This is a genomic window from Paenarthrobacter ilicis (assembly GCF_016907545.1).
Lineage (GTDB): Bacteria > Actinomycetota > Actinomycetes > Actinomycetales > Micrococcaceae > Arthrobacter > Arthrobacter ilicis.
Genome location: NZ_JAFBCD010000001.1, coordinates 2,302,545 through 2,324,089, shown reverse-complemented (window position 1 = coordinate 2,324,089; position 21,545 = coordinate 2,302,545). Strand labels below are relative to the sequence as shown.

At 61.6% G+C, this 21,545-nt stretch carries 23 protein-coding genes, 1 tRNA gene and 1 other RNA gene; 18 read left to right on the top strand and 7 right to left on the bottom strand.

All coding sequences use genetic code 11. The features are described from left to right. The first annotated feature begins 275 nt into the window (after positions 1 to 275). The 7 genes from JOE60_RS10615 to JOE60_RS10585 all read left to right on the top strand — a co-directional run bounded on the left by JOE60_RS10615 (position 276) and on the right by JOE60_RS10585 (position 5,220). Positions 276 to 695 (top strand): DUF3052 domain-containing protein, encoded by a 420-nt coding sequence (locus tag JOE60_RS10615; protein ID WP_167265770.1) that lies wholly within the window; start codon positions 276 to 278, stop codon positions 693 to 695. Continuing rightward, on the top strand, positions 692 to 1,195 hold the full coding sequence (locus JOE60_RS10610) for a peroxiredoxin (protein ID WP_167265772.1): 504 nt from the start codon (positions 692 to 694) through the stop codon (positions 1,193 to 1,195). The genes JOE60_RS10615 and JOE60_RS10610 overlap by 4 nt, the downstream gene beginning before the upstream one ends. A gap of 23 nt (positions 1,196 to 1,218) precedes the next feature. After that, positions 1,219 to 2,121, top strand: coding sequence for an NAD-dependent protein deacetylase (locus JOE60_RS10605; RefSeq protein WP_204815001.1), 903 nt, complete (start codon positions 1,219 to 1,221; stop codon positions 2,119 to 2,121). An 82-nt stretch (positions 2,122 to 2,203) separates the two neighbouring features. Then, positions 2,204 to 2,276: transfer RNA gene (locus JOE60_RS10600), tRNA-Val, on the top strand. A gap of 136 nt (positions 2,277 to 2,412) precedes the next feature. Continuing rightward, entirely contained in the window at positions 2,413 to 2,703 is a 291-nt protein-coding gene (locus JOE60_RS10595; protein WP_167265776.1) for a hypothetical protein, read from the top strand. A gap of 220 nt (positions 2,704 to 2,923) precedes the next feature. Continuing rightward, positions 2,924 to 3,718: an IclR family transcriptional regulator gene (locus JOE60_RS10590; RefSeq protein ID WP_167265778.1), complete on the top strand. Its 795-nt coding sequence runs from the start codon at positions 2,924 to 2,926 to the stop codon at positions 3,716 to 3,718. A gap of 152 nt (positions 3,719 to 3,870) precedes the next feature. Continuing rightward, positions 3,871 to 5,220: an MFS transporter gene (locus tag JOE60_RS10585; protein WP_167265780.1), complete on the top strand. Its 1,350-nt coding sequence runs from the start codon at positions 3,871 to 3,873 to the stop codon at positions 5,218 to 5,220. A gap of 62 nt (positions 5,221 to 5,282) precedes the next feature. Here the strand turns inward: JOE60_RS10585 and JOE60_RS10580 are convergent, their stop codons facing one another. After that, positions 5,283 to 6,350 carry a D-2-hydroxyacid dehydrogenase gene (locus tag JOE60_RS10580; protein WP_167265782.1) on the bottom strand — a complete coding sequence of 356 codons (1,068 nt, stop codon included), beginning with the start codon at positions 6,348 to 6,350 and terminating at the stop codon, positions 5,283 to 5,285. A 127-nt stretch (positions 6,351 to 6,477) separates the two neighbouring features. Between JOE60_RS10580 and JOE60_RS10575 the strand changes: the two genes are divergently transcribed. Genes JOE60_RS10575 through JOE60_RS10565 form a run of 3 tightly spaced genes read left to right on the top strand, consistent with a single transcriptional unit; the run spans position 6,478 to position 9,237 of the window. After that, a complete protein-coding gene (locus tag JOE60_RS10575) occupies positions 6,478 to 7,395 on the top strand; it encodes an NAD(P)-dependent oxidoreductase (RefSeq protein WP_167265784.1) in 918 nt (305 codons plus the stop codon). 16 nt (positions 7,396 to 7,411) lie between these two features. Beyond that, entirely contained in the window at positions 7,412 to 8,182 is a 771-nt protein-coding gene (locus tag JOE60_RS10570; RefSeq protein ID WP_167265786.1) for an SDR family oxidoreductase, read from the top strand. Continuing rightward, on the top strand, positions 8,182 to 9,237 hold the full coding sequence (locus tag JOE60_RS10565) for an L-idonate 5-dehydrogenase (protein WP_167265788.1): 1,056 nt from the start codon (positions 8,182 to 8,184) through the stop codon (positions 9,235 to 9,237). The genes JOE60_RS10570 and JOE60_RS10565 overlap by 1 nt, the downstream gene beginning before the upstream one ends. Here the strand turns inward: JOE60_RS10565 and JOE60_RS10560 are convergent. Continuing rightward, entirely contained in the window at positions 9,234 to 9,968 is a 735-nt protein-coding gene (locus JOE60_RS10560) for a FadR/GntR family transcriptional regulator (RefSeq protein WP_167265790.1), read from the bottom strand. The genes JOE60_RS10565 and JOE60_RS10560 overlap by 4 nt on opposite strands. 218 nt (positions 9,969 to 10,186) lie before the next feature. Between JOE60_RS10560 and gndA the strand changes: the two genes are divergently transcribed. Continuing rightward, positions 10,187 to 11,623, top strand: a complete 1,437-nt coding sequence (gene gndA / locus JOE60_RS10555) for an NADP-dependent phosphogluconate dehydrogenase (RefSeq protein WP_167265792.1) — start codon at positions 10,187 to 10,189, stop codon at positions 11,621 to 11,623. Between the two features lie 100 nt (positions 11,624 to 11,723). Then, complete coding sequence (locus JOE60_RS10550; RefSeq protein WP_167265794.1) at positions 11,724 to 12,563, top strand: oxidoreductase; 840 nt, start codon at positions 11,724 to 11,726, stop codon at positions 12,561 to 12,563. Here the strand turns inward: JOE60_RS10550 and epsC are convergent. The 3 genes from epsC to msrA all read right to left on the bottom strand — a co-directional run bounded on the left by epsC (position 12,560) and on the right by msrA (position 14,714). Beyond that, the gene (epsC, locus tag JOE60_RS10545; RefSeq protein WP_167265796.1) at positions 12,560 to 13,144 is read right to left on the bottom strand and encodes a serine O-acetyltransferase EpsC; all 585 of its coding nucleotides are present in this window, start codon (positions 13,142 to 13,144) and stop codon (positions 12,560 to 12,562) included. The genes JOE60_RS10550 and epsC overlap by 4 nt on opposite strands. A gap of 42 nt (positions 13,145 to 13,186) precedes the next feature. Further along, positions 13,187 to 14,122, bottom strand: coding sequence for a cysteine synthase A (cysK, locus tag JOE60_RS10540; RefSeq protein ID WP_167265798.1), 936 nt, complete (start codon positions 14,120 to 14,122; stop codon positions 13,187 to 13,189). 67 nt (positions 14,123 to 14,189) lie between these two features. Next, on the bottom strand, positions 14,190 to 14,714 hold the full coding sequence (msrA, locus tag JOE60_RS10535; protein WP_167265800.1) for a peptide-methionine (S)-S-oxide reductase MsrA: 525 nt from the start codon (positions 14,712 to 14,714) through the stop codon (positions 14,190 to 14,192). Between the two features lie 113 nt (positions 14,715 to 14,827). Between msrA and JOE60_RS10530 the strand changes: the two genes are divergently transcribed. Beyond that, the gene (locus JOE60_RS10530; RefSeq protein ID WP_167265807.1) at positions 14,828 to 15,739 is read left to right on the top strand and encodes a Nif3-like dinuclear metal center hexameric protein; all 912 of its coding nucleotides are present in this window, start codon (positions 14,828 to 14,830) and stop codon (positions 15,737 to 15,739) included. A gap of 88 nt (positions 15,740 to 15,827) precedes the next feature. Beyond that, positions 15,828 to 16,565, top strand: coding sequence for a zinc ribbon domain-containing protein (locus tag JOE60_RS10525; protein ID WP_167265809.1), 738 nt, complete (start codon positions 15,828 to 15,830; stop codon positions 16,563 to 16,565). Here JOE60_RS10525 and JOE60_RS10520 read toward each other — a convergent pair. Then, the gene (locus JOE60_RS10520; protein WP_167265811.1) at positions 16,562 to 17,326 is read right to left on the bottom strand and encodes a peroxide stress protein YaaA; all 765 of its coding nucleotides are present in this window, start codon (positions 17,324 to 17,326) and stop codon (positions 16,562 to 16,564) included. The genes JOE60_RS10525 and JOE60_RS10520 overlap by 4 nt on opposite strands. Before the next feature lie 58 nt (positions 17,327 to 17,384). Between JOE60_RS10520 and rnpB the strand changes: the two genes are divergently transcribed. From rnpB to JOE60_RS10500, 4 genes are all read left to right on the top strand, one after another. Continuing rightward, positions 17,385 to 17,774: RNase P RNA component class A (rnpB, locus tag JOE60_RS10515), an RNA gene on the top strand. A gap of 263 nt (positions 17,775 to 18,037) precedes the next feature. After that, on the top strand, positions 18,038 to 19,525 hold the full coding sequence (locus JOE60_RS10510) for a glyceraldehyde-3-phosphate dehydrogenase (protein WP_167265813.1): 1,488 nt from the start codon (positions 18,038 to 18,040) through the stop codon (positions 19,523 to 19,525). Positions 19,526 to 19,599: 74 nt separating this feature from the next. Beyond that, positions 19,600 to 19,809 carry a hypothetical protein gene (locus JOE60_RS10505; RefSeq protein ID WP_167265815.1) on the top strand — a complete coding sequence of 70 codons (210 nt, stop codon included), beginning with the start codon at positions 19,600 to 19,602 and terminating at the stop codon, positions 19,807 to 19,809. Between the two features lie 111 nt (positions 19,810 to 19,920). After that, positions 19,921 to 20,721: an HNH endonuclease family protein gene (locus JOE60_RS10500; RefSeq protein WP_167265817.1), complete on the top strand. Its 801-nt coding sequence runs from the start codon at positions 19,921 to 19,923 to the stop codon at positions 20,719 to 20,721. On the opposite strand, the gene JOE60_RS10495 is transcribed toward JOE60_RS10500, so the two are convergent. Beyond that, positions 20,706 to 21,533 carry an acyltransferase domain-containing protein gene (locus JOE60_RS10495; protein ID WP_167265819.1) on the bottom strand — a complete coding sequence of 276 codons (828 nt, stop codon included), beginning with the start codon at positions 21,531 to 21,533 and terminating at the stop codon, positions 20,706 to 20,708. The genes JOE60_RS10500 and JOE60_RS10495 overlap by 16 nt on opposite strands. Positions 21,534 to 21,545: the final 12 nt, after the last annotated feature.

Genomic DNA, 21,545 nt, shown 5'->3' with positions numbered 1-21,545 from the left:
CGGCTGCCCAGTAGAATTCTTCGGGGCGATCGCCCTGCAGCCATAGCGCTCATGGCCACTCTAGCTTTCACTGCGCCGCGATGCGTAGCCGTGGGCCTTGGGACGCGTTGTATGTCACATCGGTTTTGCTGTGGTGATGGAAACCACGTCGCAGTCTTGGCCCCAAAACGGGCCTGATGGTGCGGATTGTGGCCCGCGGCAGGGACAATGGCTTGAAGCACAAGCCCAAAGGGTGTTGGCTGTTAGTAATGGAAGTCACTTCAAAAGGAGGAAACGTGAGCGAGGCCGACGCCGCCACATCGGTAAATGTGGCGGAACGAATGGGTTTCAAAGACGGGGATCTGATTCAGGAGCGCGGCTACGACGATGACGTTGACTTCGACTTGCGCGACGACATTGAGGACCTCACAGGTTCTGAATTGTTGGATGAAGAAGATCATGACGTCGTGGATGCCGTTGTCTTTTGGTGGCGCGATGGAGATGGCGACCTCGTAGATGCCCTCATGGATTCGCTCACTACGCTCAAAGAAGGTGGAGTTGTCTGGGTACTGACCCCCAAGTCAGGCCGTGACAGCTACGTCTCGCCGGCTGATATCCAGGACGCCGCCCCCACATCCGGGCTGCACCTGACCACCTCCGCTGGAGTCTCCAAGGACTGGAGTGCAACGCGGTTGGTGCCTAAGAAGAACAAGTGACCCAAACCCGACCCGCGCCACGGCAGCGAGTCATTCCAGCCGTGGGTGATCCCGCGCCTGACTTCACGCTCCCCAACCAATACGGGGAGCCCGTCCGGTTGTCCGGCTATCGTGGCCGGAACGTCGTTGTGGTCTTTTTCCCTTTCGCTTTTTCAGGTATTTGTACCTCTGAGCTCAGCGAAATCCGGGACAATCGGGCGGTTTTTGAGGAATCCGATGCCGTGGTGCTGGGCGTATCCGTGGACAGCAAGTTTGCACAGCGCGCTTACGCTGAGCAAGAAGCACTGGAGTTCGACCTCCTGTCCGACTTTTGGCCGCATGGTGCGGCTGCCAGTGCTTACGGAGTCTTCGACGACGGGAGCGGCATGGCATTGAGGGGAACCTTCATCATCGATCCCAGTGGCGTCGTCCGCTATGTAGTGGTCAACCCGAGGGGTGAAGCCAGGGACTTCTCCGGCTACCGCCGGGCTCTGGAGGAACTTTCCGGGCGGTCAGCGTGAGCAACCCAGGTCCAGGCATCGGTATGACCGGCTTCGCGAGCATGGAACCCACGGAAAGCAGTCCGCTGGCGTCCGTTGACGTTGAGGCAGTTCAGGAAGCGACGGAGATCCTCAGTTCCAAGCGCCTCGCTGTACTCACCGGAGCGGGCCTCAGCACCGATTCCGGAATCCCGGATTACCGTGGCCCCGGATCCGCACCGAGGAAGCCGATGACTTTCCAGGAGTTCATCGGCAGCCAGGCGAACCGGCGTCGCTATTGGGCCCGCAACCACATTGGCTGGTCTCACATCAGGCACGCCGACCCCAACACGGGGCACCGCGCCATCGCCGCGATGGAAAGCAGGGGCCTTCTGACGGGTTTGATCACCCAGAACGTCGATCGCCTCCATGAGGACGCGGGGAGCGTCAACGTTGTTGATCTCCACGGCCGGTTTGACCAAGTGATTTGCCTGGACCATGGGCATGTTTTCTCCAGGTCTTTAATTGCCGGCATCCTTGAGGAAATCAACCCAGGTTTCCTGGAGGCTGCAACTGAAACCGGTGTGGTGGAAATGGCGCCGGATGCTGATGCAACTGTGGAAGATCCGGAGCTGATTACCTCGTTCGTGATGGCTGTTTGCCCGGTATGCGGCGGGATTTTGAAGCCGAACTTCGTGTATTTCGGGGAGAACGTACCCAAGGATCGCGTCGAAAGATCCTATGCCATGGTGGACGCGGCCGAAGCTTTGCTGGTAGCAGGTTCATCACTGACGGTGCAGAGCGGCCTGCGCTTTGTCCGGCACGCTGCCAAGGCAGGCAAGCCCGTGGTCATCATCAACCGTGGATCAACCCGCGGCGATGAGTTCGCCACGGTCAAATTGGACCTCGGCGTCAGTGCAGTCTTGGAGCATTTTTCGGAGGTCTTTCCCGATCTTCCGGTCCAGTAACTGCCGATTGGTGTTTCCAGCGGATCATGATGTAGAGTCATTGTTCGTTGGTTGAAGCGCTAAGGCACTGAAGCCGCATTACGGGTCTTTAGCTCAGCTGGTAGAGCGCCACGTTTACACCGTGGATGTCATCGGTTCGATCCCGGTAGGACCCACAAGGAAAGTCCCGGTATTCGTCAGAATACCGGGACTTTTTTGTGTGCTGATTTCCCCGACAAGCCCGCGGCAGCATGTGCCCACCGAAGGGTTGGTTACCCAAAATTGTCGGTGGCCTGCCCTAGTGTCCGGGTCATGGAATACGTGGAAGTCCGGACAACGGAACTCGGGGCACCATCAACGATCACCAGGAATGGGCATGACTGGGACATTGTGGTGGAGCCCACGCGCTGGTTTGAGAGGATCCCGTGGTGGGAGACCTCCAAGCGCATGCCCCGCGGCCATGGCAGGGTGGACGTCGAAGTATGGCTGGTCCAAGTCATTCCCTGGGGGAGGGAAAAGCATGATCCAGTGACTTGGGAAGTGGTGTGCTCCGGCGACGGACAGGAATGGCATCTGCGGGCTGAGCTGGCGTTGGCCGCGTGAAGTGCCGCTTAAGTGGATGAGCTCTCCACCGCGGCTATTGGGGGATGCCGCGGTGGAGAGCTCGTGAATGAATATACAGTGAACTCTTCCCCTTTGAAAAGTGATTCCGCCGGATTGCGCTGACTGAATGCAGTACGACAACCGCGACCCCACGGCAAGCCACTATGATGGGTACTGTCCAGCTGAATGAACAGTAGGGCGACGTTGACGAAGGAGAATCATGGCGGATTCACGTACCACCCGCACAGAGGGGTTGGGCGCTTCGTCGCCGGCCCCGGCTGTCACCCGCGCGGCCGCCGTGCTGGAGGCCCTTGCGGACTCGCCGTCCGGTCGGTTGACCCTCAGTGATTTGTCCCGTGAGCTTGGCATCCCGAAGTCCTCCACCTCAAACCTGTTGCTGGCGCTGGAAGAATCGCGGTTGATCACCCGGCAAGGAGCGGATTTTGCCCTGGGCCGGAAGCTCGTGGAGCTTGGCGCCGCCTATCTAAGCCGCTTGGATGAAGTGCAGGAGTTCTATAAGTACTGCGAGCAAGCTCCAACTCTCTCCGGGGAAACGGTGAGGATCGCGATGCTGGATGGCGATCACGTGATCTACCTTGCGCGTTATGAAGGTCACCCTGCCGTGCGGCTGACGTCCAACATCGGCGACAAGATGCCCGTGTCGCTCTGCAGCGTCGGCAAGGCCCTGCTGGCCCAGCTTCATGACCACGATATTGACGCCATGTTCCCTGATGGCATGGCACTTCCCGTCATGACGGCAAACTCCCTGCGGACCGCCGAGGAGCTGAAGGCGCAGTTGGAGGCCATCCGCAGCCAGGGTTTCGCCTTCGAAGACGAAGAATCCACCGTGGGTGTGGTGTGTCTCGCCGTGCCAGTACCCACCCATGGAGCCCATGGCCCCAGCCTGGGCCTGTCCGTAACTGCCCTGAAGGCCACGTATTCGGACGAGCAAGGAGCCCTGATGGTCAAGGAGCTGAAAGAGTTGGCGAGATCGTTGGGCAACCCCATGGGCTGACCAGCCCGCGGAGTCGTTTTCTATAAATCCGATTTTATTCTTGGCACTGCGTTCAATCAGCTGTACTCTGTTCAACATAGTGATCTTGGCGGTGATGCCGTTCACTATCTCACTGGGCCAACGGGGGCCCGGAGTGATTTGAGGGAGTGCTCGTGACAACTCGTACTAAGACAAATTCAGCGGAGGCTGACGAGGCCGTAGTTGAGCCGGAGCAGCTGAGGCGGGCGACGCTTGCCAGCTCCGTCGGTTCGGCGCTGGAATACTACGACTTCTACATTTACGGCCTGGCCTCGGCCCTGATTTTCGGGCCGCTGTTCTTTTCCCCCTTGGGCCCGGACGGCGCGTTGATCGCATCTTTCGCTACCTACGGCGTGGGCTTTGCGGCCCGGCCGTTCGGCGGACTGATCTTCGGCTATATCGGAGACCGGTTCGGGCGCAAGATGGTCCTCATCCTGACCATCGCCCTGATGGGAACTGCTAGCTTCGCCATCGGCCTCCTGCCTACCTTTGAGCAGGCCGGCATGCTCGGAGCCATCCTGCTGGTGACGCTGCGCATCGTCCAGGGACTCGGCGCCGGTGCTGAACAGGCCGGAGCCACCACGCTGATTTCGGAAGTTGCACCGCGCCGCCGTCGTGGTTTCTTTGCTTCGCTTCCGTTCGTTGGCATCCAGCTGGGCACATTGCTGGGCGCCGGAACATTCGCCCTCATCACCATGGCAGACAAGTCTGTCCTGGAGGGGTGGTTGTGGCGGGTACCGTTCCTGGCCAGCTTCGTCCTGATCGTGATCGCGGTCTTCATCCGCCTCAAGCTCAAAGAGACGCCGGCGTTCCAGGAGCTCGAAAAACACAAGAACGTGGTCAAGAACCCCATTGGTGAGTTGTGGAAGCACTCACGCAAGAATGTGCTGATCGGCATTGGCCTGCGGATGGGCGAAAACGGCAACTCCTCCATCTACTCGGCGTTGCTGGTGTCCTTCATGAGCATGCCCGCCGGCGTGTTCGCGGGGAACAATTCGATCGGCCCCGTGGGCCTTCTGATTGCTGCAGGCTTCGCAGCGGTCATGGTTGTGACGTTCGGAGCGTTGTCTGACCGCTTTGGACGCGTTCCGGTGTACCGCTACGGCGCATTGTTCCAGGCAATCATCGCTGTACCCGCGTTCTACCTGGTCACCTTGGGCAACGTCACTCTGGTGTGGGTTGTCATGACGGTGGGCATCGCTCTGGGTGTGCAGTCGATGCTTGGTCCCCAGTGCCCGTTGCTGCCCGAACTCTTCGGCTCCCAGTACCGCTTCACCGGGGTGGCCATGAGCCGGGAAATCTCTGCAGTGCTGGCCGGTGGCCTGGCCCCGTTGCTGGGCGCTTTGATGCTGGCTGCCACCAACCACTCCTGGATGGTTTTGGCCATCTACTCCCTGGTGCTGGCCCTGATCTCCTTCGTGACAACGTTCTTCACGCCGGAAACTGTTGGCCGCGACCTCGTCAGCACCGAGGACGCAAAATAGCAGTACCGCCAAGACAACAACAGCGCGGCACCCCGGAGGGTGCCGCGCTGTTTTCATGTCGTCTAGTAGAAGTGGATCGGATCCACTACGTGGGGCAGTTCGCCGCCGGCAAGGAAGGTGCGCAGGTTGCTGCAGAAACGCTCGGCAATCAGGCGGTTTTCCGCGGAGCTGAGGGCGGACGTGTGCGGGGATACCAGGACCTTGGGGTGGCGCCACAGCGGGCTGTCCTGGGGAAGGGGCTCCACGGCAAAAACATCGAGGCAGGCGTAGGAGACCTGGCCGTTGTCCAGCGCTTCCAGCAGTGCTTCCTCATCCACCACTGTTCCCCTGCCGACGTTCACAAAGACCGTGCCCGGCTTCATGGCGGAGAAAAGGTCCTTGTTGAAGAGCTTCTCGGTGTAGGGGGTGCCGGGAAGTGTGTTGACTACGGCATCCGCCTTCGCGAGCAGTCCGGGCAGTCCGGCATTGTCCGTCACTTCGTCGATGCCTTCAATGGCTTCAACGTTGCGCTTGGAGCCACTCACCTTCATGCCCAACGCCTTGGCGATCCTGGCGGTTTCCATGCCGATCTCACCGAGACCGGCAATGACCACTGTGGAGCCGTTGGCCAACTTGGTGGGTGTTCGAAGTTCAGGCCACACCTTTGCTGCCTGGTCCTGGGCCATTTCCGCGCTCCGTTTGAAGCCGTTCAATATTCCGAAGGCCGAGAATTCGGCGAGCGGAAGTGCGTGGACCCCGGCGGAGGTGGTGACCCGGAATTTCCGGAGTGTCTCCGTGTCCAGGCCTGACGCCTTGACTGCGCCACCGGCGCCTGCTGCCATGGCGTGGATCCACTCCAGGTGGGGGTTGCTTTTGGCAATCTTCGCCAGCCCTGCAGGGCTCTCGTTGGGCAGGCCGTAAAGGATCTGCGCCTTGTTGAGTATTGCCCAGTAGCGTTCTTCCTGCTCAGGGGTCCGCTTGAAGTTGGGGTCGCCCGCGTGGTCTGCGGGGAAGCGCTCCGGGGGAAGCAGGTCTGGTTCGTAGAGAACCGTGATGGAGGGATCTACAGCGCGGATCAGCTCTACGTGCTCAGCTTCGAGTGGTACAGCGATGGCGATGGTAAGTTCATCAGTCGTCATAGTGTTCATCATACTGAATAGCGGCTAGGATATTGAACAGATTTCCGGGCGTGACATCGACGCCGGTTGACCTCCGCAAGCAAGCACCGCGCCGCAGAAACCACGCGGCAACTACCCACAGAGAAGTGAGGACGGGTTCATGACCCCCACAGGGACTGTCGGCTTTGTAGGCCTGGGACTGATGGGCGCCCCCATGGCTGCGAACCTGGCCCGCGCCGGTTGGGGCGTTACTGCATGGAACCGCTCGGACGCGGTCTTTGAACGCCTTGACGGAATACAGCGGGCAGCGGGGGTTGCGGAACTCCGCGATCAGCCGGTCATCATCTTCATGCTGCCCGATCTCTCTTTCATCGAGGACGCTGCCGGCGGGCTGCTTGACGCCTGGCGCGCCAAGCCTCCGCAGCCGGGGACCGCCGTCGTTGTTATGAGCAGTGTCTCGCCGGAGGCCGTCCGTGCGTTCGGTGAAACCGTCAGCAGCGCCAGCGGTGGAAACGCCGTAGTGGTGGATGCACCCGTCAGCGGCGGTACGGTAGGCGCCCTGAATGGCACGCTGGCCATCATGGCGGGCGCATCACAGCATGACTTCGACAGGCTGGCGCCGCTGTTCGCCGCCATGGGAACAACGGTGCGTCGGATGGGCCCATTGGGTTCGGGTTCGCTGGCGAAGGCCTGCAACCAGTTGATTGTGGGGACCACGACGGCGGCACTCGCCGAGGCCGCAGAGCTTGCCGAACGCTCGGGAATGGACGTTGAAGCCCTCTACGAGGTCCTCTCCGGAGGGCTCGCCGGAAGCAGGGTCCTGGACGTCGTAGGACCACGCCTGGCCGCAAAAGATTACGCCCCCACAGGGCCGGCGAAATTCATGCACAAGGACCTCTCTTTCGTGGTCCAAAGCGCCGGGGCCGTTGGGACCTCCGTGCCGATGGCGACCGCCGCCATTGAACTCTATGCAGAGCTTAAACGCCAGGGACTCGGGGATCAGGACCTCGCCGTTGTCCGCCAAACCATTGCCACCATGAGCCTGGCCGACGCCGGCTCCAACGGCACCAACCTTTAAGGAAAGAACACAGAACATGAGTGGACTCTTCGACCTGACAGGGCGCATCGCGCTGGTCACCGGTTCAAGCCGGGGGATAGGAAGTGCGTTGGCCCGCGGGCTGGCAGATGCCGGAGCGACGGTGGTATTGAACGGCATTAACGAGGAAAGGCTCGCTGCCGCCCAGCGTGCGCTGGCCGCCGATTTTCCCGAGGGCCGCATTCACAGCCGTGCCTTCGACGTCACGGATGCGCAGGCAGCCGCGGACGGTGTCGCTTGGATTGAAAGCAACGTAGGCCCCTTGGACATTCTGGTGAACAACGCGGGGATCCAGCACCGCGTTCCCATGCTGGAACTCGATGTCAAAGACTGGGACCGGGTCATCACCACGGACCTCACCAGCGCCTTCCTGGTGGGCCGGGAAGCCGCCCGACACATGATCCCCCGGGGCCACGGCAAAATCATCAACATCTGCTCGGTCCAGACGGACCTTGCCCGTCCAACCATCGCACCCTACGTCGCGGCCAAGGGCGGCCTGCGCAACCTGACCCGGGCCATGACCGCCGAGTGGGCCGCCTCCGGCCTGCAGATCAACGGTATTGCGCCGGGCTATATCCACACCGAAATGACCCAGAACCTGGTGGATGACCAGGATTTCAATGAATGGATCCTTGGCAGGACTCCGGCCAACAGGTGGGGAACGGTGGCTGATCTTTCCGGGCCCACCGTGTGGCTGGCTTCGCAGGCCTCCAACTTCGTCAACGGCCAGACCATCTTTGTTGATGGCGGAATGACGGTGGTGGTCTGATGGGCATCACTCTTCCCCGCTCCGGGCCCGCAGTGGTGGCCCATGGCAAGGGCGATCTGCGCATCGAGGACATTCCCCTGAATACGCCGGCGGCTGATGAAGCGATCGTGGAGATTGCCTACGGTGGCATCTGCGGTTCCGATCTTCACTACTGGTTGCACGGAGCTGCGGGGGAGTCCATTCTCAAGGAACCCATGGTGCTGGGACACGAAATCGTGGGCACCGTTATCCAGCAGGCTTCGGATGGAACGGGTCCTGCCGTGGGAACACCCGTGGCTGTCCACCCCGCGACCCCCGCGGCGGGAAACGTCAGGTACCCGGAGGGCAGGCCCAACCTGTCGCCTGGTTGCACCTACCTCGGCAGTGCCGCGCGCTATCCCCACACCGATGGCGCATTCAGCCGGTACGCCACGCTGCCAACCCGGATGCTGCGCCCGTTGCCTGCGTCTTTGGACCTTCGCACGGCGGCTTTGATCGAGCCGGCCAGTGTGGCCTGGCATGCGGTGGCAAGGGCCGGGGACGTGGCCGGCAAAACGGCGCTGGTAATTGGCAGTGGCCCCATCGGCGCGCTGGTTGTCGCGGTCCTGAAGAGGGCCGGGGCTTCCCGGATCACAGCGGTGGACATGCATGACAAGCCCCTGGAGATTGCGCGCGCTGTTGGTGCTGACCACGTCCTCAAGGGCGATCAGGACGATGAGATCGCAGCCGTGGATGCCGACGTCGTCATTGAATCCTCCGGCAGCCACTTTGGGCTGGCTTCTGCCATCAAGGGTGCAACCCGTGGAGGAAAAGTGGTGATGGTGGGCCTGCTGCCCTCAGGGCCGCAACCGGTGTTCATCTCCTTGGCGATCACACGGGAGCTCGAGCTGGTGGGCTCTTTCCGGTTCAATGACGAGATCGATCACGTGATTGAAGCACTGGCGGACGGTTCGCTGCAGGTGGATCCTGTGGTGACCCACGAGTACAGCCTGGAAAAGGGATTGGAGGCTTTCGAGGTGGCAAGGAACTCCGCGGAGTCCGGCAAAGTGCTGTTGAACTTCCGGCCGCAGCCCTAATCCTGGTTCTTGGCTACGGGAACAAACACGCGGGGCTGGTTGTCCCAGCTGGGCGCCAGCTCCGCGATGGTTTGCCGCATGATCTTGGCGGCAGCCTCCCGTGCAAGCTGGCCATTGCCGGCCTGGATGGCTTGGGCTACGTCCATGTGCCACTGCAGGGCCTGCTTTTGCGGGTGCTCCGGCATCAGCCCGTGGACTGTCCGCCCGGTCAGTGTTTCGGTGACCTGGCCTATGAGGTTGGCGAACATCTCGTTGCCGGAGCCGGATAGAACCAGCGCGTGGAAGCGGATGTCAAGGTCCAGGAAACGCGCCATATCCCCGGCGTCCCCTGCTTCCTTCATGGCCACGGAGATGGCTACCAGCTCCTGGCGCAACTGCTCCGGGGCGTTTCCCGCCGACAACTCGGCGGCAACGGGCTCGACGGCGGAGCGGAGTTCAGCGAGGGACCTCAACTGGGCGCCGCGGCCTTCGCCCGCAAGCCGCCAGCGGATCACCAACGGATCGAAGGGGTTCCACCGGTGGGCGGGAAGGACACGGATTCCGACGCGCTTGATGGTTTCCACCAGTCCCAGGGACTGCAGGACCCGCACAGCTTCCCTGACCACTGAACGCGAGACGTTGAGCTCGTCTTCCAGCTGCTCGGCCAGCATGACGTGTCCGGCGGGGAGTGCGCCGCCTACAATCCGGGTGCCCACATGCTCTATGGCTCGGTGGTGGAGGCTGGTTGACATAGACGTAAGCATAGTGGCGCGGAAGGGACCGACGACGCAGGGTCAGGTCGGCACCATAGACTGTTTATGACGTGGAGACGTTCCACAAAGTGGGCGTCCCTTTCCCGCTTCTTGGAATAATACGTATGGTTTATTACAGCCCCTGGATTTGATGAAGCTTCCTGCGTCCCACGTCGGGAAACAGGCATCTGTATTAACACGAACGAATTGGAGTTTTGATGTCAGCACACATCGGTGTCACCGGCCTTGCGGTGATGGGTGCCAACCTGGCCCGCAACCTCGCCCGCAACGGCTTCACCGTGGCTCTCCACAACCGCTCCGTGGAAAAGACCGACGCGTTGCTGGAAAAGCATGGCTCCGAAGGTGATTTCATTCGCACTGAAACGCTGCAGGAACTTGTTGACTCCCTCGAGAAGCCCCGCCGTGTCCTGATCATGGTCAAGGCCGGCGCGCCCGTTGACAACGTCATTGAGCAGCTCGAGCCGCTGCTCGAAGCAGGCGACATCATCATTGACGCAGGCAACTCGCACTACGAGGACACCCGACGCCGCGAAGCCGCCCTGGCAAAGAAGGACCTCCACTTTGTTGGTGTTGGCGTCTCCGGTGGCGAAGAAGGAGCGTTGAACGGTCCGTCCATCATGCCCGGTGGATCACGTGAGTCTTATGACGCACTGGGACCGCTGCTGGAAAAGATCTCCGCCAAGGTGGACGGCGAGCCATGCTGCGCATGGATCGGCACCGACGGTGCAGGCCACTTCGTGAAGATGGTCCACAACGGCATTGAATACGCTGACATGCAGGTTATCGGCGAAGCCTTCGATCTCCTCCGCTCCGGTGCCGGGATCGAACCTGCCGAGCAGGCCAAAATCTTCACCGAATGGAACAAAGGCGACCTCTCTTCCTTCTTGATCGAAATCTCGGCCGAGGTCCTCGGCCACGTGGATGCCAAAACGGGCAAGCCGTTCGTGGACGTGGTGGTTGATGCTGCCGGCCAGAAGGGTACCGGCCGCTGGACGGTCATCTCGGCCCTGGAACTTGGCTCGCCCGTATCCGGCATTGCCGAGTCCGTGTTTGCGCGCGCACTGTCTTCCCAGGCTGAGCAGCGCAAGCTGGGCCAGGAACTGCTGGCCGGCGAGGAAGCCGACGTCGAAATTCCCGAGACCTTCGTGGAGGACGTACGCCAGGCGCTTTACGCCTCCAAGCTGGTCTCCTACGCCCAGGGCCTGGATATGCTGACGTCCTCGGCCAAGGAATACGGCTGGGATCTGAAGCTGGACGAGATCGCCTCCCTGTGGCGCGCAGGCTGCATCATTCGTGCCGAGCTGCTCAAGGACATCACGAAGGCCTACGCCGCTGATGAGAAGCCGGCCAACCTGCTCTTCGCACCGGCCTTCACCAAGGCCATTGCCGAGGCACTGCCGGCATGGCGCCGTGTGGTTGCCACCGCTGTGCAGTTGGGCATCCCGGTGCCCGTGTTCTCCTCTTCACTGGCCTACTACGACGGCCTGCGCCGTAAGCGTGTTGCCGCTGCCCTGATCCAGGGCCAGCGCGACCTCTTCGGCGCCCACACGTACGGCCGCGTGGACACCGAGGGCACGTTCCACACCCTCTGGGGCGAAGACAAGTCCGAAATTTCGGCAGTCGACACCCACTAGCAGCAGCTTTCTCCCGCCAAGGCCGGCCCGCCCAGCTACGCTGGGTGGGCCGGCCTTTGCCGTACTCAAGAGCCAGGCCAAACAGCTGAAGGAGGCCACCATGGCAGCCCGGATTGCGCTGGTCACCGGCGCCTCCACCGGAATCGGTTTTGACACAGCCATTGCCCTCAGCGCTGCCGGATTCACCGTGTACGCCGGAGCGCGCCGGATGGACAAGATGGAGCCGTTAAAAGAGCACGGCATCAATGTCCTGTCTCTGGATGTCACCTCTGAGGACTCCATGGTCCAGGCAGTGGCGGCGATAGAAGCGGTACACGGCACAGTGGACGTGCTGGTAAACAATGCCGGTTACGGGTCATACGGCTCACTGGAGGAAGTTTCGCTGTCCGAGGGGCGGCGACAATTCGACGTCAATGTCATGGGTTTGGCGAGGATGACCCAGCTGGTGATTCCCGGGATGCGAAAGGCACGCGCGGGCCGGATCATCAATGTCACCTCCATAGGCGGCAAAATTTACGAGCCCTTGGGGGCCTGGTATCACGGCACCAAATTCGCGGTGGAGGGGATGAGCGATTCGCTGCGGCTGGAACTGGGTCCCCACGGAATCGACGTGGTGATCGTGGAACCATCGGGAACCAACAGTGAATGGGGAACCATCGCCGGAGAGGGTCTGTTACTCTCCTCAGGCAGCGGGCCCTACAGCGATCAGGCGCACATTGTGGCTTCCGCGCTGGCCTCGACCTCCGGAGCTGGCCATGTGATGGCTACACCGGCCACTGTTGTGGCTCGAACAATTGTTCGGGCTGCAACGGCAAAACGCCCCAGGACCCGCTACCCGGTGGGCAGGGGTGCCTGGAGCGTCCTGGCATTGCGACGTATTCTTCCGGACCGGGCCTTCGATGCCGTCTTCTGGAACCTTTACCGGAGGCTGGCCGGCTAGATCCGGTATTCGATGTAGTACTCCGCAGGATCGACGGCAGGCTTGGTTTCAGACTTCGCATCGCGGTGGCGCCACGTGGCAGGTATGCCGGTGATGATGGACTCCGGCGGTGCGTCCTTGACCACCACGGCATTGGCGCCCACTGCGCTGCCCGCGCCGATGGTGATGGGGCCCAGCACTTTGGCGCCGGCGCCGATGGTCACGCGGTCCCCAATGGTGGGGTGGCGCTTGACCTTGGCCAAGGATCGCCCGCCAAGGGTGACCCCGTGGTAAATCATCACGTCCTCGCCGATTTCGGCGGTCTCTCCGATCACCACTCCCATGCCGTGGTCAATGAAGAACCTGCGGCCGATGGTGGCGCCGGGGTGGATTTCGATGCCGGTCATGAACCGCGCCAGTTGGGAGATCAGGCGTGCGGGAAACCGAAGCGCAGGATTTTGCCACAACCGGTGAGTCACCCGGTGTGCCCAGATGGCGTGGAGGCCGGAATAGGCGAAGAAGTTCTCAAAAGAACCTCGAGCCGCCGGGTCATGCGACCGGGCGGCGTCGAGGTCTTCCTTAAGCCTTGCGAAGAAGCTCACAAAGACCTTTCTACAGGAAACGAAGGGGGTGCTGGCCTGGTGTTAGCCGCGGATATCGTCGAACAGCACAGTGGAGATGTAGCGTTCGCCGAAGTCGCAGACCACTGCCACGATCAACTTGCCGGCGTTCTCGGGGCGCTTGGCGAGTTCCAGGGCGGCCCAGACGATGGCACCTGAGGAGATGCCACCAAGGATGCCTTCCTTGGCGCCGAGTTCCCGGGCAACCCGGACGGAATCCTCCAACGTGGCGTCAAAGACTTCGTCGTAGACGTTGGTGTCCAGGATTTCAGGCACGAAGTTGGCGCCGATGCCCTGGATCTTGTGGGGACCGGGGGCGCCACCGTTGAGGATGGCCGAATCCTTGGGCTCCACTGCCACGATCTGGACGCCCGGCTTGCGCTCTTTGAGGACCTGGCCGACGCCGGTGACGGTTCCGCCGGTGCCGACGCCTGCAACAAAGATGTCCACTTCGCCGTCGGTGTCATCCCACACCTCTTCAGCCGTGGTGGCACGGTGGATAGCGGGGTTTGCTTCATTCGCAAACTGCTGCGCCCAGATGGCGTTCTCCGTGGTGGCGACAATTTCCTGGGCCTTCTCCACGGCGCCACGCATGCCTTCGGAGCCGGGGGTCAGCACAATCTCGGCACCGTAGGCGCGCAACATGACGCGGCGTTCGGTGGACATGGTCTCCGGCATGGTGAGGATGACTTTGTAACCGCGTGCTGCGCCCACCAGGGCCAAGGCGATGCCGGTGTTTCCCGAGGTGCCTTCAACAATGGTGCCGCCGGGCTTGAGGGCCCCGGACTTTTCTGCGGCGTCAACAATGGCCACACCGATGCGGTCCTTGACGCTGTTGGCAGGGTTGTAGAACTCGAGCTTGACTGCCACGGTGGCGTCGAGGCCTTCGGTAAGCCGGTTCAAACGGACCAGAGGGGTGCGGCCCACCAGCTGCGTGACGTCGTCGTAGATCCTTGCCATGAAGATTATGCCTGTCTCTGAGGAGGGAAATGCTGAGGTCAGCCTAACCAGCGGAAACGAAACCTTGCTAAGCAGTAAGCCATGCAGAGTAATATTTCCGGGCCTTGGCCAGCTTCGGGTTGATGATCACCTGGCAGTAACCCTGATAGGGGAACTTGGCGTAGTAATTCTGGTGCACGTCTTCTGCCTCGTGGAACTCGGGAAGCCTGCTGATCTCGGTCACAATCGGATCGGTCCAGAGGGCTTGGGCGCGCTCGATCGCCTTCTCGAAGAGTTCCTTCTCCTCGGCAGTGGTGTAGAACATCGACGACCTGTACTGGGTCCCGACGTCGTATCCTTGCCGGTTCAACGTGGTGGGGTCGTGCAGGGCGAAGAACATGTCCAGGATGACCTCTTCCGGGACCACAGTCTCGTCAAAGGTCACCGCCACCACCTCCGCATGGCCCGTCGTGCCCGAGCACACCTGGTAGTAGTCAGGATTGCGGACATGGCCGCCGGTGTAACCGGACACCACTGAGCTGACACCCCGGGTCTTTTGGTAAACAGCGTCCAGGCACCAGAAGCAGCCACCGCCAAGTACGAAAGTTTTCATGTCCTCTTCAATGTCCGGGAAGCCGTGATGATTCCCGCAACACCTTACGGGACAGTAACGTGTGCTGCCCGGACGAGGCTGCTTCATTTGTTCCAGTAGGTAAGAATAAGAGTATGGAAGCTGTAAACACCGACATTTCCGATGCGGATTCCGGCGATGACGACGGTTTGGCTGAAGAGTCCGGGGAGCCGACACTCGGCGAAGTGTTGCTCGCTGTGGAGGAACTGTGGCCGGAGTCTTTGGCGGAAGACTGGGACAAAGTCGGGCTGGTGGCAGGACATCCGGATGCCCTGGTGACCAAGGTCCTCTTTGCGGTGGACCCCACCCTCGAGGTGATTGACGAAGCCATCGAATGGGGTGCCGGGCTGTTGATAACGCATCACCCCCTCCTGCTCAAAGGCGTGAATTCGGTGGCAGCCACGTCGGCCAAAGGACTGGCAATCCACCGCCTGATTGAAGCCGGCACGGGACTCCTCACGGTGCACACCAATGGGGACTCGGCCGTAGGCGGTGTCTCGGACGTCCTGGCGGACGCCCTGGGGCTGGGCAACGTGACGCCGCTGTCGCCTGCGGGCAACGGACTGCCAGAAGAAGGGATCGGCAGGGTGGGCGATCTTGCTGAGCTGACCACCCTGGGGGATTTTGCAGCACGCGTCTTCGAAATCCTTCCGGCCGTGGCCGGGGGAGTGCGCGTCGCCGGCGACAAGGATGGATTGGTGCGGCGGGTAGCCGTCTGCGGCGGCGCCGGGGACAGCCTCCTGGACGCCGTGGGGGCCAGCAACGCTGATGTGTACGTCACCGCGGACATGCGTCACCATCCCGCGTCCGAGGCCAGGGAGGGTTCCGGCAATGGACGCCCTTATCTCATTGACGTTTCACACTTCGCCAGCGAATGGCTGTGGCTTCCTGCGGCAGCGGGTGCCTTGGGAAACGTGCTCGCGGACCAGGGCTTCGACGTCGAAATCCGTGTCAGCGGCATCAACAGTGATCCGTGGGACTTCATACTCACTCCCGGCGGCGACTAGAGTCTAAGGACATAAGGACGGCTCGTGAAGATGATCCCGTCCGGCTGGACCTGAACGGCAGGCCGGCAATGAGCAAGCGGAGGCAAGCGTGGCGAAAGCAGCACCGGCAGAACAACTGAAATTGCTTGAACTGCAGGGGCTGGATGCCAAGCTGAAATCGTTGGCGGGTCGGCGCAAAGTCCTGGAGACGGATCCCCGCATCACTGACCTGACGGATGCGCTTGGTGTGGCTAACGGGGAGTTGGGCTCGGCCAAGGTTGCCGTGCATGACGCCGAGGCCGAACTGCGGCGGGCGGAAGCCGACGTCGAGCAGGTTGCGTCCCGGATTCAACGGGACGAAACACGGCTGAACAGCGGTACCGGCCTTTCCAAGGATCTTGTGGCCCTGCAAAACGACATTGCCTCGCTGAACAAGCGCCGGTCCGATCTGGAAGACGTGGAACTTGAGATCCTTGAGCGCCTGGACTCGCTGCGGGAGCGCCAGTCGGCCCAGCAGGCGATCGTTGATGACATCCAGGGTTCTTTTGGCAGTATCCGGGCCGAGCTTGACGAGGCCATCGCCGAAATTGCAGCTGAAGAAACCGTGGTTCGTGGACAGCGGGCCGCTTTCGCGGATTCCCTGGACACTGGAATGCTTGCCGTGTACGAGAAAACCATTGCCAAGCGCGGCGTTGGCGCCGCCCGGCTGTTCCACGGAAAGTCGGAGGGCTCGGGCATGATGCTGAGCCCTGGCGACCTCGCGGAGGTTAAAGCCGCAGCCGAGGACGAGATCGTCTTTTGCCCGGATTCAGGCGTGATCCTGGTCCGCTCGGCGGAGTGGAACTAGCCCGCCAGAATAATGTTCAGTGCGTGCGGCTTCCGGGCCGTGGCCTGTAACAGTTCGGCATTCCATTTTTCCCGCGCTGCTTTGGCCAGCTGTTCCGGCGTTGCCGGAGCCTTGCCGCGGCGCGTCAGCAGGTGCCGTGCCAGTTCGCCGCGGGTGTGCTTGGCGAAGTGGCTCACCACCGTCCGTTTTCCGTTCGCCTCGCTGAAGACATTCACGTTTACTGTTTGCCCCGGAGGTGGAGCCCAGGCCGCGGCGTAAGTGCTGGAGCGGCAATCCACCAGAAGCTCATCTGCAGCGCGCCCGGCCAGGGCCGCGCTGAGCTGGGGCTTCCAGTAGGAAGCCAGGCGTCCGACGTCGGGCAGTGCAGTTCCCATGGACAGGCGGTAGGCGGGAACATGGTCGCCAAAGCCGATGGCTCCCCACAGGGCAGAGACAACAAGGATCGATTCGGTTGCCTTCCGGCGTTGCGTGGGCGTCATGCTGTCATATCCCAAAGCATCGTAGAGGACGCCCGAATAGACCTGGTGGGCGGGAGCAGCCGGTTCAGCGTGGAGGCGCGTATTGCGTTCGACGTCGTCCCGCAAGGAGGGGCCGACGCCCAGCAACGCCAGGGCATCCTCATGCGCGCTGACGGTTCCCAGCGCCTCAAGAACCGCCGCCCGGTACTGGTTCAGTTCGGGAAAGCTCAGCGAATCCCAATCGACGGAGGGGCCTTTGGTTGCGGGGGTCTTGCCTTCGGATGGCGGCAGCAGAATCAGCACCAGTCGATATTACCGTCGGACTTTGGAAGGTTCCGACGCCGGTAGACTGGACTGCGGATGGGTCGACCAGGCGGCCGCGCGTCACGCAAGTGGCTCGAGGAACGTCCGGGCTCCACAGGGCAGGGTGGTGGGTAACGCCCACTCGGGGTAACCCGCAGGCCAGTGCCACAGAGAATAGACCGCCTGTGCTTTCCGGTATTGCACCGGTTGCGGCAGGTAAGGGTGAAACGGTGGTGTAAGAGACCACCAGCTCCCTGGGTGACCGGGGAGGCTAGGTAAACCCCACCCGGAGCAAGGCCAGACAGGACACGTTCGAGGGCTGCCCGCCCGAGTGTCCGGGTAGGCTGCTGGAGGGCGTCGGCAACGGCGTTCGTAGATGGATGGCCGCTACTCCCTTGTTGGCAACGGCGAGGGATGACAGAACCCGGCGTATCGGTCGACCCATCCATTTATGACTGCCTCAGCGGCGGCCCTGTGAGTGATTTCACGCCTGGTAGAGAACCAGCAAGACCCTTTCCACCCTAGAATGGTTACTGAACGTAGATGTTCTGCCGCCGGGACTGCGTTCGCAGCCGGCGGATTTTCTTTGCTCTCGTTCAAGGCGCTGTGGGTGGACCGAAGCCCGCCGGCGCATGTGCCGCAGGACTACTCCGGGCGGCCGCTGCCATCTGCATACGAGGACGTATGTGGTTGACCAAGGAAGGTAGTTCTGTGAGCCAGACGTCAGATTCTTGTCTTGATAAGTGGATGGGCCGGGAGGCTCTCGCCGAAGCCATGATTCCGGTGATCGGCCGGCTGTACCGGGAAAACAACGTGGTCACCAGCATCCATGGCCGGAGCTTGATCAACAAGTCCACCATGAACATCCTGAAGGCCCACCGCTTTGCGCGCCGGATGAGCAACCACGAGCTTCTGCTCGAAGAAACCGCACCCCTGCTCAACGCCCTGTCCGAGTTGGAACTGGGCGCCGCAGCGATCGACATTGCGCGTCTGACGGAGAAGTACCGGGCTGAAGGCAATGGCGCTTCGCTGGACGAGTACTTGCGTGCGGAACTTGCCGACGTCGTAGGCAAGCGCGGAGCGGACGACCGCACCAGCACCGACGTCGTCCTTTACGGCTTCGGCCGCATCGGCCGCCTGCTGGCCCGTCTCCTCATCGAAAAGGCAGGTGGCGGCCATGGCCTGCGCCTCCGCGCCATCGTCGTCCGCAAGGGCGCCGAGAACGATCTGGTCAAGCGTGCCAGCCTGCTGCGCCGCGATTCCGTCCACGGTTCCTTCGAAGGCACCATCCGTGTGGATGAAGAAGCCAACACCATTACCGCCAACGGTGTCCAGGTCCAGGTCATTTACTCCGACAACCCGGCAACGGTCGATTACACGGCCTACGGCATCAAGGACGCCCTGGTGGTGGACAACACGGGCCGCTGGCGCGATGCCGAAGGGCTCTCCCAGCACCTGAAGAGCAAAGGCGCCGCCCGCGTCCTGCTGACCGCCCCGGGCAAGGGCGACTTGAAGAACATTGTTCATGGCATCAACCACCGCGATATTTCCAACGATGACCAGATCGTCACGGCGGCCTCCTGCACCACCAACGCCATCACCCCGGTGCTGAAGGCCATCAACGACAAGTTCGGCATCATTCATGGCCACGTGGAAACGGTCCACTCGTTCACGAATGACCAGAACCTGATTGACAACTTCCACAAGGGTGACCGCCGGGGACGTTCTGCCGCCCTCAACATGGTGATCACCGAAACCGGAGCCGCCAAGGCCGTGGCCAAGGCGCTTCCGGAACTGCAGGGCAAGCTCACGGGCAATGCCATCCGCGTTCCCACCCCGGATGTCTCCATGGCCATCCTGAACCTGAACCTGGAGAGCGGCACCACCCGCGAGGAAGTCAACGACTACCTCCGCGAGATGTCCCTGCACTCTGATCTTCGCAAGCAGATCGATTACATCGACTCTCCGGACGTGGTCTCCACCGACTTCGTTGGTTCCCGCCGCGCCGGCATCGTGGACGGACTGGCGACCATTTCCAACGACAAGAACCTTGTTCTCTACGTTTGGTACGACAACGAGTTCGGGTACTCCTGCCAGGTTGTGCGCGTCATGGAAGAAATGGCCGGAGTAAACCCGCCGTCCTTCCCCGCCAAGGACGTCATTGCTCCCATCGCAGTGCTGGAAACGGCAGACGCCTAAAAACGGGGTAAGTTTTCAGGGATTTCCCGGCTGGCTCACTGGCGCCGGCCGGGGAACCTGATGACAATGGGGGCATGGAAAACGAATCAACCCTTGAGCACCAGACCACTTTGGAGCACGCGCTGGATGTGGCACGTGCCAATCACAAGCAGGCCCAGAAACTTCTGGATCAGGCCGTCGCGGCCAACGCCGCCGGAGACGTGACGGATCAGCGCGTGGAGCAACTGCGAACGCTGCTTGATACCGCCACCGAGGACCTGCAAAGGGTCACCAGGGAGCAATAGGTCCACATCTGCCAGGGGTCACTGTTCCTGCACACTGTGGAAACCGACTCTTATTGTCGGAGGCTTGTCCTACGCTCGTAGGGCAAGCCTTTTTCCTTTGACTGGAGCCCCTTGAGTACCACATGGACCGCCTACACCCGTGCCCGACGCCGGTCACGGCAAGCTTGGACAATCCTCGTTATGGCCGCCGTCCTGGTGGTTTCCGGGGTGGGGTGGTTCTTCACCACGGGACAATTCGACGCCGCGGGCAGCGCAACAGGTGGGCCAACGGAGGCGCCGGTCCTCAACCCCGATTTCATGAAGCCCATCAACGGAGTGCCGAAGGTTGCTCCCGGGCGTGCCTTGGACGCCCTTGCGAAGCTCGACGTGAAGGGCAGGGCGCCCTCTTCGGATTACGACCGGGCAGCCTTCGGGCAAGCGTGGGCAGACGTGGACCGGAACGGCTGTGATACGCGGAACGACATCTTGAGGAGGGACCTTTCCGGCGTTCAGTTCACGGAGGGATCCTTGTGCAGGGTCGCGTCCGGCGATTTCGCAGAACCGTACACCGGCGTCGCCGTGAGCTTCCGGCGGGGACAAGAGACAAGTGCCGCTGTGCAGATTGACCACGTGGTGGCCCTCGCGGATGCATGGCAGAAGGGTGCGCAGCAATTAACGGCACAACAACGTCAGATGCTGGCCAATGATCCGCTGAACCTCGTGGCAGCAGACGGTCCCGCGAACCAGAAAAAGGGCGCGGGGGATGCCGCTACATGGTTGCCGGCCAATAAGAACTTCCGGTGCCACTACGTCGCACGCCAGATTTCGGTCAAAAGCGCCTACAAGTTGTGGGTCACCGCGGCCGAAAAGGAAGCCATGGGCCGCGTCCTCGCCTCGTGCCCGGGGCAGGAAACGATTTACAACTCCAGGTGACCGTGCCCCAGTTGCCAGGTTCCGCCGTCGTCAATACGTTCCAGTACCACCCTTTGGAGAGTTGTGTCCCGCGGCAAGGCGGCCAGATTCTCCAAGCCGCGTTGCCTGAAGGTGAAGTACACGGCATCCGTTGGGGCATCGGAGCAACGATCCACCACAAAGCGTTGCGCGAAGGATGCGATGTTGCTGCCCGGAAGCCTGGCTACCAAGTATGGGTCAAGCATCCAGGAGTCGCAGGTTGCGGTGTGAACGTGCTTGTCCGGAAAGTGATGCCCGAAAAATTGGCGGGCTTCCGCGAAACTTTCGTCCACCAGTGCAGGGGACAGACTGCCGCCTTCAGGAATATGAACACCCAGTGTCCACTCCGGTTGCTCCGGCCTGCCCAAGGTGCCGTCACTGGTGACCAGATGAAACTGGAGCCGTCCCAGGCGGAAAAGGTTTCCCACCATGTGAAGAGTCAGCCAGCTCCACGTATCCAGCCCGAAGCGCCCGTGAACTGTCCTGTTGATCCGTAATTGCAGCCCGACATCGCCCAAGGACGCTGCCGAAATCCCAGGACTGATCCCCAGTTCAGCGTGGTAGGCGTGAACCGTTGGTGCGAATCGCAGCAATGCTTCGATCCAGACCTCCTCCCGCTCTTCTTCGGCAGGGATTCCGTGGGACGTAAAAGTACCCAGGCGGGTTTGCATGGCATCGACAGCCCGTTGGACAGCAGCGTCCGGTGGGGTGTCCAAAAGTGCGCTGCAGGCCTCGGCATCCTGGCCCGTGATGTCGAGGAGTTCGAAGAGCCCGCTCCTGGAGATGCTTGTCATGGTTCAGGGTCC

What these genes read in the sequence shown, in the direction of transcription:
- gndA (WP_167265792.1), top strand. Translation starts at nt 10,187, where the DNA reads ATGTCAGCACACATCGGTGTCACCGGCCTTGCGGTGATGGGTGCCAAC.
- JOE60_RS10560 (WP_167265790.1), bottom strand. Translation starts at nt 9,968, where the DNA reads ATGTCAACCAGCCTCCACCACCGAGCCATAGAGCATGTGGGCACCCGG.
- JOE60_RS10550 (WP_167265794.1), top strand. Translation starts at nt 11,724, where the DNA reads ATGGCAGCCCGGATTGCGCTGGTCACCGGCGCCTCCACCGGAATCGGT.
- JOE60_RS10495 (WP_167265819.1), bottom strand. Translation starts at nt 21,533, where the DNA reads ATGACAAGCATCTCCAGGAGCGGGCTCTTCGAACTCCTCGACATCACG.
- JOE60_RS10605 (WP_204815001.1), top strand. Translation starts at nt 1,219, where the DNA reads ATGACCGGCTTCGCGAGCATGGAACCCACGGAAAGCAGTCCGCTGGCG.
- JOE60_RS10530 (WP_167265807.1), top strand. Translation starts at nt 14,828, where the DNA reads ATGGAAGCTGTAAACACCGACATTTCCGATGCGGATTCCGGCGATGAC.
- cysK (WP_167265798.1), bottom strand. Translation starts at nt 14,122, where the DNA reads ATGGCAAGGATCTACGACGACGTCACGCAGCTGGTGGGCCGCACCCCT.
- JOE60_RS10565 (WP_167265788.1), top strand. Translation starts at nt 8,182, where the DNA reads ATGGGCATCACTCTTCCCCGCTCCGGGCCCGCAGTGGTGGCCCATGGC.
- JOE60_RS10580 (WP_167265782.1), bottom strand. Translation starts at nt 6,350, where the DNA reads ATGATGAACACTATGACGACTGATGAACTTACCATCGCCATCGCTGTA.
- JOE60_RS10590 (WP_167265778.1), top strand. Translation starts at nt 2,924, where the DNA reads ATGGCGGATTCACGTACCACCCGCACAGAGGGGTTGGGCGCTTCGTCG.
- JOE60_RS10505 (WP_167265815.1), top strand. Translation starts at nt 19,600, where the DNA reads ATGGAAAACGAATCAACCCTTGAGCACCAGACCACTTTGGAGCACGCG.
- JOE60_RS10575 (WP_167265784.1), top strand. Translation starts at nt 6,478, where the DNA reads ATGACCCCCACAGGGACTGTCGGCTTTGTAGGCCTGGGACTGATGGGC.
- JOE60_RS10595 (WP_167265776.1), top strand. Translation starts at nt 2,413, where the DNA reads ATGGAATACGTGGAAGTCCGGACAACGGAACTCGGGGCACCATCAACG.
- JOE60_RS10570 (WP_167265786.1), top strand. Translation starts at nt 7,412, where the DNA reads ATGAGTGGACTCTTCGACCTGACAGGGCGCATCGCGCTGGTCACCGGT.
- msrA (WP_167265800.1), bottom strand. Translation starts at nt 14,714, where the DNA reads ATGAAAACTTTCGTACTTGGCGGTGGCTGCTTCTGGTGCCTGGACGCT.